The organism is Ferrovum sp. PN-J185 (assembly GCF_001581925.1).
Lineage (GTDB): Bacteria > Pseudomonadota > Gammaproteobacteria > Burkholderiales > Ferrovaceae > PN-J185.
Genome location: NZ_LQZA01000002.1, coordinates 119,069 through 132,853 on the forward strand (window position 1 = coordinate 119,069; position 13,785 = coordinate 132,853).

Below are 13,785 nucleotides of genomic sequence, written 5' to 3' on the forward strand. Positions count from 1 at the left end.
CCCTTATTGCATTGTTTTGGCTTTTTCAACTGCTTCTTCAATGGTTCCTACCATATAGAATGCCTGTTCTGGTAAGGAGTCATAATCGCCATTAACGATTCCCTTAAAGCCTTTAATGGTCTCAGCCAAGGGAACATATTTACCAGGTGCTCCAGTAAACACTTCAGCTACGTTAAAAGGCTGTGATAAGAAACGTTGAATCTTACGTGCACGAGCTACGACTAGCTTGTCTTCGGGAGACAATTCATCCATACCTAAAATAGCGATGATGTCACGCAACTCTTTGTAACGTTGCAATGTTGCTTGAACTGCGCGTGCTGTATTGTAGTGATCTTCACCCACGACCAATGGATCTAACTGACGTGAGGTTGAATCAAGTGGATCTACCGCAGGGTAAATACCTAATGAGGCAATATCACGTGATAACACAACAGTTGAATCTAAGTGCAAGAAGGTAGTTGCAGGTGACGGATCGGTTAAGTCATCTGCAGGCACATACACTGCTTGTACAGAGGTAATTGATCCCACTTTGGTTGAAGTAATACGTTCTTGCAGACGGCCCATTTCCTCAGCCAAAGTGGGCTGGTAGCCCACCGCAGAAGGCATACGTCCAAGTAACGCAGATACTTCAGTACCGGCTAGAGTATAACGATAAATATTATCAACGAAGAACAATACATCACGCCCTTCATCACGGAAATACTCAGCCATAGTAAGACCTGTTAAGGCCACACGTAAACGGTTACCAGGTGGCTCATTCATCTGTCCATAAACTAAAGCCACTTTATCTAAAACGTTGGAGTCTTTCATCTCATGGTAAAAGTCATTACCCTCACGAGTACGCTCGCCCACACCAGCGAACACTGAATAACCACCGTGTTCTTTAGCGATGTTATTAATCAATTCCATCATGTTAACGGTTTTACCTACACCCGCACCACCGAATAGACCAACCTTACCACCCTTAGCAAAGGGACAGATTAAGTCAATCACTTTAATTCCTGTCTCTAACAACTCTTGACTCGGGGATAGATCTTCGTAAGCAGGTGCCTTACGGTGGATAGATGATTTTTTCTCAGTGGTAACAGGACCGGCCTCGTCAATTGGGCGACCTAATACATCCATGATACGCCCTAAGGTTTGCGGACCCACTGGTACAGAGATAGGGGCGCCGGTATTCTTAACAATCATGCCTCTTCTTAAACCATCAGAGGATCCTAAGGCAATAGTTCTAACAATACCATCACCTAACTGTTGCTGAACTTCTAAGGTAAGCTCACTACCATCCATGATTAAAGCATCATAGATTGCCGGCATTTGATCATGTGCAAACTCGACGTCAATCACTGCACCGATACATTGGACGATTTTTCCTTGGTTCATGTGTATGTCCCGTTAAATATTAATCAGAATGTTAAACTGCTGCTGCACCACCGACAATTTCAGATAACTCTTTAGTAATTGCCGCTTGTCTTGATTTGTTATAAATCAATTGCAACTCACCAATCACATTACCTGCATTGTCAGATGCTGCTTTCATGGCTACCATACGAGCACTTTGTTCAGAAGCAATATTTTCTGTTACTGCTTGATAAACAAGCGCCTCAACATAGCGCACCATTAATTCATCAATCACTGCTTTAGGATCAGGTTCATAAATATAATCCCACGCAGCACTATTTACTTGATTCTCGTTTTCTTTTAACTCACCTTTAGCAAGCGGCAATAACGGCTCAATGGTAGGTTCTTGTTTCATGGTATTAATGAAACGGTTGTATGCAATATAAACCGCATCAATTTCCCCATTGGTATAACGATCCAACATTACCTTTACTGGACCAATTAGTTTTTCCAAATGAGGGGTATCACCTAACTGAGTGACTTGAGCTATTACATTACCACCCATGCGCTGCATAAAACTTAAGCCCTTATTACCAATAGTAACGAGCTCAATGCTAGCACCTTGGTTTTCCCACTTTTTCATTGCTTGGGTAAGTTGTCTTAATACGTTAGTATTTAAACCACCGCACAAGCCTTTATCAGAGCTAACTAAAATAAAACCTACTGACTTAACTTTTTCACGTTGTACCAAATAAGGATGTTGGTACTCAGGATGTGCTGTCGATAAATGGGCTGCCACTTGACGAATTTTTTCGCCATAAGGACGTGTTGCTCGCATGCGATCTTGAGCTTTACGCATTTTACTGGCAGCCACCATTTCCATGGCTTTAGTGATCTTACGCGTATTTTGTACGCTTTTGATCTTCATCCTAATTTCTTTAGAACCTGCCATCTCAACTCCAATAGAGTACTGTATTCATTTAATACTTATTAAACGAATGAATTAATACACACCATTCTTTTTAAAGTCCTGAATAGCTGCTTCCAATTCTTTTTCAGCATCCTTATCCATGTCTTTAGTGGTTTCAATCTTGTTCATCAAACCTGCGTACTTGTCTTTCAAGTAGGCTTTTAAGCCAGCTTCAAATGCCAATGCACGTTTAACTTCCACATCGTCGTAATGACCGCTATTTACTGCATACAGTGTTACCGCCATCTCTGAAACAGATAAAGTTGCGTACTGAACCTGTTTCATAAGCTCTGTTACCATACGACCACGCTCAAGTTGTTTACGTGTGGTGTCATCTAAATCAGAAGCAAACTGTGCAAATGCAGCCAACTCACGGTACTGGGCAAGCGCTAGACGAATACCACCCCCCAACTTCTTAATAACCTTGGTTTGTGCTGCACCACCCACACGTGATACCGAAATACCAGCGTTAATGGCAGGGCGAATACCAGCATTAAATAAATCTGTTTCCAAGAAAATCTGACCATCCGTAATAGAAATTACGTTGGTTGGAACGAAAGCGGTAACATCACCTGCTTGCGTTTCAATGATAGGTAAAGCAGTGAGTGAACCTGTCTTACCCTTTACTTCACCATTGGTGAATTTCTCAACGTATTCTTCACTAACACGAGCAGCACGTTCTAGTAAACGGGAATGTAAATAGAATACGTCACCAGGATAAGCTTCACGACCAGGTGGACGACGTAATAGTAGAGAAATTTGACGATAAGCCCAAGCTTGTTTGGTTAAGTCATCATAAATAATTAACGCATCTTGTCCGCGATCACGGAAGTATTCACCCATCGCACAACCTGCATAAGGTGCAATAAATTGCATAGCAGCTGAGTCAGAGGCTGTTGCAGCAACCACAATGGTGTAGTCCATCGCACCATGCTCTTCTAATTTTCTTACCACATTAACAATTGATGAAGCTTTTTGACCAATGGCGACATAGATACAAATCATGTCTTGGCCTTTTTGGTTAATGATGGTGTCAATTGCTACGGCTGTTTTCCCTGTTTGACGGTCGCCAATAATCAATTCACGTTGTCCACGGCCAATTGGTACCATTGAGTCAATTGATTTCAGCCCTGTCTGTACAGGCTGAGTAACTGATTTTCTCCAAATAACGCCTGGTGCAATTTTTTCAACTGGAGAAGTATTTTTGGCGTTAATTGGGCCTTTGCCGTCAATGGGTTTACCCAAAGCATCAACGACACGACCAATTAATTCAGGGCCAACAGGTACTTCTAAAATTCTACCAGTACAGGTAACTTGATCGCCTTCACTGATATGTTCATACTCACCTAATATAACCGCACCAACTGAGTCACGCTCAAGGTTGAGAGCTAGCCCAAATGTATTTTTGGGAAACTCAAGCATTTCACCCTGCATAACGTCTGTTAACCCGTGAACTCTAACGATACCGTCAGTCACGGATACAACTGTACCTTGTGTTCTTGCTTCTGCTGATACAGGCAAATCTTTTATTTTTGCTTTAATCAGTTCACTAATTTCAGATGGGTTTAACTGCATTCTATTCTCCTAACCTATGAGGTATCAGCTCATCGACTTAATGTTTTAATGCGGCGGTCATTTTCTCAATTTGGGCCTTAACCGATCCATCGATAACCACATCACCGACAATGATTTTTACGCCACCAATTAATTCTTCGCGCACCGTTACTTCAGCACGTATTTTGCGACCAAATTTCTTTTCTAATTCTTTTAGTAATACTTCTTTTTCAGCATCACTAATTGGGAATGCACTTTCAATCACAGCATCCAATATGCCTTCTTGCTCATGACGCAAATGTTCAAATTGAACTGATATTGCCGTAGCAGCAGATAAACGGTGATTATCAACCAATACATTTACAAGGTGATTAATATCATTATCTGAATTAGCTAATAATGAATTAACTAATTTTTTTATGGCACCGCGATCAAGTCGAGGATCACCTACAGCGTTTGCAAACTGCTCATCTTTAACAATAACGGCCAGCTTAGATAATGCATCTGACCATTTATCATATTGCCCCTGTTCGTGGGCAATTTCAAAAATTGCTTGAGCGTAAGGTCTTGCGATGGTCGATAACTCTGCCATATCTGTTCCTTATAATTCCGCTCTTATGGATGACAACAATTCTGCATGTGCAGCAGGATTAATCTCACGACGTAAAATCTTTTCAGCACCGGCCATAGCAAGATCTGCAACTTGGCTGCGTAACGCTTCTTTAGCTTTGTTGATTTCTTGATCTACTTCAGCTTTTGCTTGCGCTAATACACGTTCAGCTTCTGTGCGAGCCTCATGTTTGGCTTCCTCAATAATTTCAATACGTCTTTTTTCAGACAAAGAAATAATTTCAGCAGCTTTTGTTTTAGCTTCTTTCAGCGCTTCCTGTGATTTAACTTCTGCGTTAGCTAAATCCGATTTGGCACGTTCTGCCGCAGCAAGACCGTCAGCTATTTTTTTAGCTCGCTCTTCTAATGCAGCAGTGATAGGCGGCCAAATAAACTTCATTGTTACCCAGATCAAAATCGCAAATGTAATTGCCTGACCTAGCAGTGTGGCATTAATATTCATGCCTTTAACTCCGTTTATCTATTAACGAATTAACCTTTGAGCATTGGTACGAATGGGTTTGCAAATAACAAGAACAAACCAATACCCACACCAATCATGGTTACCGCATCAAGCAAACCTGCAACGATAAACATTTTAACTTGCAAAGTTGGAATCATTTCTGGTTGGCGTGCAGCACCTTCGAGGAAACGACCACCTAAAATACCGAAACCAATAGCGGTTCCCAACGCGCCACAACCAATTAAAATGGCTACAGCAATAGCGGTGCTACCCAGTAATGAAGCAAGATGTTCCATAATTTCTCCTTAAAAAACGTACTAATTAAAAAAAATTGATCCCTTACCTGACTAGTGGCTTTCGTTAGCCATACTCAAATAAATGATGGTTAAAATCATAAAAATAAATGCTTGCAACGTGATAATCAAAATGTGGAAAATTGCCCAAGGAGCGCCAAGTAACCATTGTAGGTAGGGAGGCAACAACGCAATTAAAATAAATACCATCTCACCTGCATACATGTTTCCGAATAACCGAAGAGCCAATGATATAGGTTTTGCTAAATCTTCAATTAATCTAAAGATTAAATTAAACGGAGCCATTTTCGCACCGAAAGGAGCGGTAAGCGCTTCTTTCAAGAAACCACCCACCCCCTTAGCCTTGAAGGTATAGGCATAGATTAGGACAAATACAGTTAATGACATGGCAAAAGTCAAATTTGGATCAGCTGTTGGTACCGCACGCCAGTGCCCTACACCAGCCAGGCCTAATAGGTGAGGAATTAAATCAACTGGTAACAAATCAACAGCATTTAAAACGAATACCCAAACAAAAATAGTTAGAGCAAGAGGTGCAACCATACCTGGTTCGCCATGAAATACATCTCTTACTTGAGTCTGCACCATCTCAAGAATAACTTCAACTATGGATTGGAGTCTACCAGGTACACCTGAAGTGGCTTTACTTGCGACCAAAGCAAATAAACCCAAAACAACGAAACCTAATAATGCTGAAGTGATCATAGTATCTAGATTAAATGTCCAGAATCCTTGACCCACTTGTAAATTAGTCAAATGGTGATGAATATATTCACTACTTGTTAAACCAGCACTTTCGCTCATAATTTTCTATTCTTCTAAGCCCTTAACAGCGCTAGCCAGTAAATGGCTAACACTACCAAAAAAGTTGTAAAAAACCCAACAAGCTGCAACTGCGTATCATATTTAAAAATCAACGCAAATAAGCTTATGGTTACAAAAAATTTTATTCTCTCCCCCGCATATTGGGCTGTTAACCAGTCTTGCGGATTTTTTCCTTTTACTACTGCACTTCTCAAGGCGTAGGCTACTCCGGGTAAAAACACCACAGAGCCACCTAGTAGCGAAGATACAGCAGTATTTACTCCCTTAACCCCCAAAAAAACCAAGGAAATCAAAAAGGTAAGTAAAATTTGCAGCAAGATTATCTGGATAATTTTTTTGTGTATCACAAATAAAGTAGCAAATCGGTTAGATTATAAACGTTTCAGAGTGTTACGGTCAATGAAATACTTTTACTAATGCGTGTTTTTAAAGAAAGCCAAAATGCCATCTAACTGATCAAGGCTTTCATACCGTATGGTCATTGATCCTGCTCCTTTTTTCGTTCCACTCTTAAAAGTCACTATTGCACCCAACGTATCAGATAACTCATTTTGCAAACGCATCACATCTGGATCTGTTTTATCAGCCTTTCTAATAGACGATCCGCTTAACTCACGCCTTACTTGATTTTCAGTTTCACGTACTGACCAGTGATGCTCGACAATTTGACTTGCTAAATGACGTTGTTTAATTGACGGTAAACTCAATAACGCCCGAGCATGACCCATTTCGATTTGGCCAAGATTAATTAACGACTGGACGTAATCATCCAAATCCAATAAACGTAGCAAGTTAGTCACAGCACTTCTTGATCGCCCAATGGCTTGAGCCACTTGATCGTGTGTTAATTTAAACTCCTCAATTAAACGTGCCAAGCCCTTTGCTTCCTCAATTGGATTGAGGTCTTCACGTTGTATATTTTCGATTAAAGCCACAGCTAAGGTAGCTTTATCTGGTATATTTTTAATTACAACAGGGACTTGGCTTATTCCCGCGCGTTGTGCTGCACGCCAACGTCTCTCTCCGGCAATAATCTCATAGCGCCCCACCTGATCAAGAGGTCTAACTAAAATAGGCTGTAATATTCCTTGCTCTTTAATTGAGTTAGCTAGCGTTTCTAACGCCTCATCACTCATTGCAGTTCGTGGCTGATAGCGGCCTGGGGTGAGCGCGCTTATGGCCAAAGTAGATAGCTTCTCTTGATTGTTATCACCCTTATCGGAGCCCCCCAATAACGCGTCCAATCCTCGCCCTAATCCTTTACCTTTAACCATTTATTCTCTCTTTTTTAATTTTTTACTTGAGTTAATCGTTGCAAAATTTCTTGTGTTAACTGTATATAGGCTTTGGCACCTTTTGAGGAAGCATCATACTCAATGGCACTTAAACCATGGCTTGGTGCTTCTGCCAGTCGAACATTTCTGGGAATAGGCGTGTTGTACACCTTATCGCCAAAATGTTTTTGTAATTGTTCAGATACCTGTTGTGCTAACGCGTTTCTTGGATCAAGTAAGGTACGCACAATGCCTTCAATTTCTAAATGTGGATTTAAATGTCCACGTACTTGGCGCACAGTTTGCACTAAATCAGACAATCCTTCTAATGCATAATACTCACACTGCATCGGGATAATTACTTTTGTGGCGGCTGCTAATCCGTTGATAGTCAACAAATTAAGTGTAGGTGGGCAATCTATTAATACAATATCATAACGATCACTACAAATTGCTAGCGCCTCTTTAAGGCGATACTCACGCTTTTCTCCGTCCACCAACTCCACTTCAGCCCCAGCTAAATTGCGGTTTGCCGGTAAAACATGGTAGCCAGCTTGTGACAGAGAAAAAATATCTCCTTGTGCTAACTGCGGATCTAATAACACATCATAAATACTGTTAGATAAGTTACTTTTATCAAGGCCGCTTCCTGTTGTAGCGTTCCCTTGTGGATCAAGATCAACGAGTAGTACACGTTGCTTAAGTTTGGTTAAAGCTGCAGCCACATTGACTGCAGTTGTGGTTTTTCCTACTCCACCTTTCTGATTGGTAATGGCTAACACGTGCATTCTGAATCACCTGTTCTTAATAATCAAAGCATGACGTTGAGCATTTAAACCCGGAACCGTCAAAGAATCCACGGAAAAAACATAATTTTTTTGTAGTTTTTCCATTTCCTCATAAGGAACCACACCTTTCATGGCTACCCAAAAACCATTTTCAGTTAACAAATGCTTAGTTCTCTCAACAAAGTCGGTCAAATCAGAAAAAGCGCGGGAAATGATGCATGGAAAACGAAGCCCTTCAACCTGCTCCACACGCTCATTAAGCACTGAAAAACTGTCCAATGACAATTCAAGTTTTGCTTGTCTTAAAAAAGCGCATTTTTTTTGATTGGATTCCACTGCACTTACCTGCCATTGAGGATTAACTATTTGCAGAGGGATGGCAGGCAAACCTGCACCTGAGCCCACATCTAAAAGAGCGGTAACTTGCGCTGACACCAGCACATTGTTAACTGACAACGAATCCAATAAATGCAATAAAATCATTTGGTTACGATCACGAACCGCTGTTAAATTAATAGTGCGATTCCATTTTTCTAATAAGTCCAAATAAGCATTTAATTGAGCTATTTGATTGGTTGAAACAGTTATGCCGAGCGAAGCCAATCCTTCTTCTAAATTGTGCGTCATTAAATTTGCCCTATTGCTTGGCTACCTGCCTGATAGTTTTTCAAATAAACCATAAGTAAAGTGATTGCAGCAGGAGTAACGCCACTAATACGACTAGCCTGTCCCAAGGTTTCAGGACGATGAAGCATTAACTTTTGCTCTACTTCACGAGATAAACCTTTCACTATTTTATAATCAAACTGCTCGGGTATGAGTACACGCTCAAATTGCTTTAATCTTTCCACTTCAGTTAGCTGGCGAGCAATATAGCCTTGATATTTAACACCTATTTCAACTTGCCGGCTTACGTCTTGGGGTAAATTAGTGGTTAAAGCAACTTCTTCCAACTGTATTAAATTGTCATAGGTGACACCAGGTCGTTTAAGTAAATCATGGGCCGTGTAATCGCGCTCCAATGGCTGACCAAACAACACTTCAGCACGTTGTCTATCGATATTTCTAGCGTGTACCCATGTGGATCTTAGACGCTCAATTTCCGTTTCGACGGCCTCTTTTTTGTCACTATAACTTCGCCATCTTTCCTCATCAATCAAACCTAAATCACGACCTATCTCAGTTAATCTGAAATCCGCATTGTCTTCACGTAGCTGCAAACGATACTCGGCTCTGCTCGTAAACATACGATAGGGCTCAGTTACTCCCTGAGTAACCAAATCATCCACTAGCACACCCAAATAGGCCTCATCGCGCCCTGGAACCCAAGCCATTTCACCACGACTAAATCGAGCCGCATTAATTCCTGCCAAAAGCCCTTGTGCCGCCGCTTCTTCATAGCCGGTTGTACCATTAATTTGTCCAGCAAAAAACAAGCCATGTATATGTTTAGACTCAAGTGAATGCTTTAAAGCACGTGGATCGTAATAGTCGTATTCAATGGCATAACCTGGCCGAAGTAGATGGGCATTTTCAAGACCAGGAATAGAGCGCACTAAATCCCACTGAACATCAAACGGTAAACTGGTTGAAATACCATTAGGATATACTTCATGCGTACTTAACCCCTCAGGCTCCAAAAAGATTTGGTGTGAGCTTTTATCGGCAAAACGATGGATTTTATCTTCAATTGAAGGACAATAACGAGGTCCTACCCCCTCAATCACCCCAGTAAAAAGAGGTGAACGATCCAACCCAGAGCGAATAATGTCATGAGTTTTTTCAGTAGTATGGGTTATCCAGCATGGAATCTGCATAGGATGACTCTCACTACTACCCATAAATGAAAAAACTGGGACGGGGTTATCGCCATGCTGAGGAGTAAGTTTCGTGTAATCGATAGTTTTACCATCAATACGCGGTGGCGTGCCTGTTTTTAACCGACCAACAGGTAGACCTAATTCACGTAAACGATGAGCCAAAGTAACAGCAGGGGGATCACCAGCTCTTCCACCCTGGTTTTGTTGAAGACCAACATGCATTAAACCAGCTAAGAATGTTCCTGCGGTTAACACAACTGAAGACGCGGAAAAACGAATGCCAACCTGGGTTACTACGCCTGCTACAGAGCCGTTTTCAACCAAAACATCATCTACGCCCTGCTGAAAAATAAAGAGGTTTTTTTGATTTTCTAAGCGTTGGCGTATCGCCTTTCTATATAAAACACGATCAGCCTGCGCACGTGTAGCCTGAACCGCAGGTCCTTTACGTGCATTTAAGATTCGAAAATGTATACCCGCCTCATCCGCTGCCAACGCCATAGCGCCACCAAGCGCATCAATTTCTTTAACCAAATGCCCCTTCCCTATCCCACCAATGGAGGGATTACAAGACATTTGGCCAAGGGTATCCAAGTTATGGGTTAACAGCAGAGTCTTTGCCCCGGAACGAGCTGACGCCAAGGCCGCTTCCGTACCAGCGTGACCACCACCAATTACAATTACATCAAAGCGTTCCGGATAATTCATTATTTAATCGACAAATAAGGCTTTAATAGGGCCTGTTATGATACCGCAAAGAAAGAAAAAATACACTTTTTGGTTTCACGTGGAACATTAACCTAAAATATAATTGAAATGACCAAACTGTAAAACCAGCTTGTTTCACGTGAAACATTATTTACCAATACAAAACTTTGAAAACACCTCACCGAGCAAGTCGTCAGCAGTGAATTCTCCAGTGACCGCATTTAATGCCTGCTGGGCAAGGCGCAGCTCCTCTGCGATAAACTCTATTTCAACAACTTGTTCGGACAATGCAACATGCTTTAAGCAGTTTTCTAATTCTGCAATATGTCGCTCACGTGCGAGAAATGGGGGAACGAAATTAACTTTTGTCCCGCTTAATTCTATAAGCTTATTTTTGAGCGTATCAAAACCGCTACCCGTTTTTGCTGAAACAGTCACCCATTCATCTATAGGAGATTTTTCGTTGAAGTGAATTAAGTCAACTTTGTTGGCTACTTTAATAATGGGTAGGCTTGAGGGGAGTTTGTTAATTAACTGTTGATCAGCTTCAGTGAGACCCTGTTGAATATCAAAAACAACCAAAGCCATATCAGCCTTTTCGATTGCCTGCCAGGTTTTTTCTATACCGACTTTCTCAACCACATCTGATGTTTCTCTTAACCCCGCTGTATCTATTACGTGAAAAGAGATACCTTGTATAATTATTTGATGCTTGATTGAGTCTCTTGTAGTGCCTGGTATATCAGTCACTATAGCCAAGTCTTCTTGACTTAACGCATTTAAGATACTTGACTTGCCCACATTAGGCGCTCCAATCAATACAACCTGCCTGCCTTGATTAAAAACCAATGTATCTTGTGCTTCTTTAATTAGTTGTATTAATTGATCGGCAATAAATGTCTGGGTTAATTGCTTAGGGATACTAGCAAGAAAATCGTATCCCTCATCTGAGAAGTCTATACTTCCTTCAACGAACATACGTAACTCAATTAACGAGTTTCTTATCTCTTGAACTTTTCTTGAGAAAACTCCGCTTAAGGAACGAATAGCTCCTTTTGCGCTCGCTTGGCTGTCTGCATGAATCAAATCAATCACAGCCTCAGCTTGAGTCAAGTCTAGTTTTCCATTGAAAAAAGCGCGCTGTGTAAACTCACCCGGTTCAGCAAGTCTGGCACCCAAAGACTGGCAGGTTGCCACAAGAGCACTTAACACCACCATACTGCCATGAGAATGTAACTCTAATACCTCTTCTCCTGTATAAGAGTGGGGCGCAGAAAACCACAAAGCCAAACCCCGATCTACGGGTTCTCGATGGATATCATAAAACCAGCATAACTCGGCTTTTCTTGGCGATAGTGACTCTATTTGAAGGATATGTTGGACAAAAGAATGAAGGCTAAAACCCGAGAGACGTACCACCCCAACGCCTGATGGCCCTGGGGCGGTAGCGATAGCAACAATTACATCATTTTTTATTGCCATCTCCAATCATTCTAGTAATTTGCCATTGCTGTGCAATAGACAAAATATTATTTACAACCCAATACAGGACCAAACCTGATGGGAAGAAGAAAAACATAAAGCTAAACATTAAAGGCATAAACATCATGACTTTCGCCTGAACAGGATCAGGTGGTTTTGGACTCATTCTTTGTTGAATAAACATAGAGGCAGTCATGATTAATGGAAGAATGTAAAAGGGATCCTTCGCTGACAAGTCATGAATCCAGCCTATAAAAGGAGCATTACGAAGTTCAACTGTTTCTAACAGCACCCAGTAAAGAGAAATAAATACTGGAATTTGTACCACCATCGGCAAACATCCGCCTAATGGGTTAATTTTTTCAGTACGATATAACTCCATCATGGCTTGGTTTAGTCTTGCTTTATCATCACCATACTGTTCTTTTAAACGAGTCATTTTGGGCTGTAATGTTCTCATCCTAGCCATAGACTTGTAACTTGCGGCAGAGAGAGGGAAAAATATAAGCTTAATCAAGACAGTTAAAAGAATAATTGCTACCCCCCAATTGTTTACCCATGAGTGAATCAAATTCAACACATAAAAAATTGGCGTAGCAATAATCGTTAAACGACCATAATCAATAGTCAATTGCAAACCGGGAGCCAAGGCTTTTAGTTTTTCCCCTTCCTGTGGTCCTGCGTAGAGAGGAACATTAATTGAAGAGGTACTTCCCGCAGCAATATTTTTAACTGGAATAATAAGTCCCGCAGTATATAAATCATTCCCTACTTTTCTTGCATAAAACTCTCTTTGAACACCATTACTTGGTAACCAAGCAGAAATAAAATAATGTTGAATCATAGCAACCCAACCATTATTAGCCTGCCCTGGGTAATCATGGGTGCCTTTATCAATATCTTTAAAACTAACCTTATCAAACTTGGTGGTATCAGTATAAAAAGCGGGACCAGTGTAAGTACTTACAAATCTTGGATCACCCGGTGGTGAAGTAGATGCCCTTAAAAACTGGAAATAACTATCGACATTTAACGATTGGTTTTCTAAATTATGAATAGTTGTATTTAAGGAAATCAAATAAGAACCACGAGTAAAAGTATAGGTTTTTATTAACTCAACTTTATTGGGAACCACCGATTTAAATGAAATGGATAGGCTATTTTGACCTGGTTCTAAGGTAGCTGAAGTGGTGCTAGGGACAAAAGTTGACGTGTGATTAGGTAAATCATTACCAATCAACCCAGTTTGAACAACGTACGGGATGGTGCCAACGTCATTAAATAACTCAAGGGGCTTACCAGGATCATCCCCTGTTGTGAGTTGCTTTAACAATTTCAAACGTCTTAGATCCCCGCCTACAGTATCAAATTCAGCTTGAAACAGGTCTGTGCTAACTTTAACTCTTTCACCTTGTTTCATATTAGTTAAGTTAAGCGTATTAAGCTGCGTCACACCAGCTGATTGATTGTTAGCAGGAACCGTATTACTTGCAGGAACTGTAGAAGTAACCGTGTTCTTTTGCTGAATTTGTGCTGAAGTAGTTTGCTTTGGCGCATGTTCTTGCTGCCAAGCATTCCACAGCATAAAGCTTGAAAAAATAAAAATTAATAAAGGAATCATTCGTTGCATTGGCATG

At 41.0% G+C, this 13,785-nt stretch carries 14 protein-coding genes; all 14 read right to left on the minus strand.

Annotation, left to right across the window (positions count from 1 at the left end; all coding sequences use genetic code 11):
- Positions 1-3: 3 nt before the first annotated feature.
- Positions 4-1,383 (minus strand): F0F1 ATP synthase subunit beta, encoded by a 1,380-nt coding sequence (atpD, locus tag FV185_RS05260; RefSeq protein ID WP_067494597.1) that lies wholly within the window; start codon positions 1,381-1,383, stop codon positions 4-6.
- 31 nt (positions 1,384-1,414) lie between these two features.
- A complete protein-coding gene (gene atpG / locus FV185_RS05265) occupies positions 1,415-2,293 on the minus strand; it encodes a F0F1 ATP synthase subunit gamma (protein WP_067494600.1) in 879 nt (292 codons plus the stop codon).
- 51 nt (positions 2,294-2,344) lie between these two features.
- Positions 2,345-3,886, minus strand: coding sequence for a F0F1 ATP synthase subunit alpha (gene atpA, locus FV185_RS05270; protein ID WP_067494603.1), 1,542 nt, complete (start codon positions 3,884-3,886; stop codon positions 2,345-2,347).
- Between the two features lie 37 nt (positions 3,887-3,923).
- Positions 3,924-4,457, minus strand: a complete 534-nt coding sequence (locus tag FV185_RS05275) for a F0F1 ATP synthase subunit delta (RefSeq protein WP_067494606.1) — start codon at positions 4,455-4,457, stop codon at positions 3,924-3,926.
- A gap of 9 nt (positions 4,458-4,466) precedes the next feature.
- A complete protein-coding gene (locus FV185_RS05280) occupies positions 4,467-4,937 on the minus strand; it encodes a F0F1 ATP synthase subunit B (RefSeq protein ID WP_067494609.1) in 471 nt (156 codons plus the stop codon).
- A gap of 29 nt (positions 4,938-4,966) precedes the next feature.
- On the minus strand, positions 4,967-5,233 hold the full coding sequence (gene atpE, locus FV185_RS05285) for a F0F1 ATP synthase subunit C (protein WP_056929227.1): 267 nt from the start codon (positions 5,231-5,233) through the stop codon (positions 4,967-4,969).
- A gap of 51 nt (positions 5,234-5,284) precedes the next feature.
- A complete protein-coding gene (gene atpB / locus FV185_RS05290; protein WP_156474187.1) occupies positions 5,285-6,055 on the minus strand; it encodes a F0F1 ATP synthase subunit A in 771 nt (256 codons plus the stop codon).
- Positions 6,056-6,069: 14 nt separating this feature from the next.
- Positions 6,070-6,393, minus strand: a complete 324-nt coding sequence (locus FV185_RS05295; protein ID WP_067494615.1) for an ATP synthase subunit I — start codon at positions 6,391-6,393, stop codon at positions 6,070-6,072.
- Positions 6,394-6,489: 96 nt separating this feature from the next.
- Positions 6,490-7,350, minus strand: a complete 861-nt coding sequence (locus FV185_RS05300) for a ParB/RepB/Spo0J family partition protein (protein WP_067494618.1) — start codon at positions 7,348-7,350, stop codon at positions 6,490-6,492.
- A 14-nt stretch (positions 7,351-7,364) separates the two neighbouring features.
- Complete coding sequence (locus tag FV185_RS09680) at positions 7,365-8,138, minus strand: ParA family protein (protein WP_067494620.1); 774 nt, start codon at positions 8,136-8,138, stop codon at positions 7,365-7,367.
- Positions 8,139-8,144: 6 nt separating this feature from the next.
- Positions 8,145-8,765: a 16S rRNA (guanine(527)-N(7))-methyltransferase RsmG gene (gene rsmG, locus FV185_RS09685; RefSeq protein ID WP_067494624.1), complete on the minus strand. Its 621-nt coding sequence runs from the start codon at positions 8,763-8,765 to the stop codon at positions 8,145-8,147.
- Positions 8,765-10,666, minus strand: coding sequence for a tRNA uridine-5-carboxymethylaminomethyl(34) synthesis enzyme MnmG (gene mnmG / locus FV185_RS05315; RefSeq protein ID WP_067494627.1), 1,902 nt, complete (start codon positions 10,664-10,666; stop codon positions 8,765-8,767). The genes rsmG and mnmG overlap by 1 nt, the downstream gene beginning before the upstream one ends.
- A 147-nt stretch (positions 10,667-10,813) precedes the next feature.
- Complete coding sequence (mnmE, locus tag FV185_RS05320; protein ID WP_067494630.1) at positions 10,814-12,148, minus strand: tRNA uridine-5-carboxymethylaminomethyl(34) synthesis GTPase MnmE; 1,335 nt, start codon at positions 12,146-12,148, stop codon at positions 10,814-10,816.
- The gene (gene yidC, locus FV185_RS05325; protein WP_067494633.1) at positions 12,132-13,784 is read right to left on the minus strand and encodes a membrane protein insertase YidC; all 1,653 of its coding nucleotides are present in this window, start codon (positions 13,782-13,784) and stop codon (positions 12,132-12,134) included. The genes mnmE and yidC overlap by 17 nt, the downstream gene beginning before the upstream one ends.
- Between the last annotated feature and the right edge of the window lies 1 nt (position 13,785).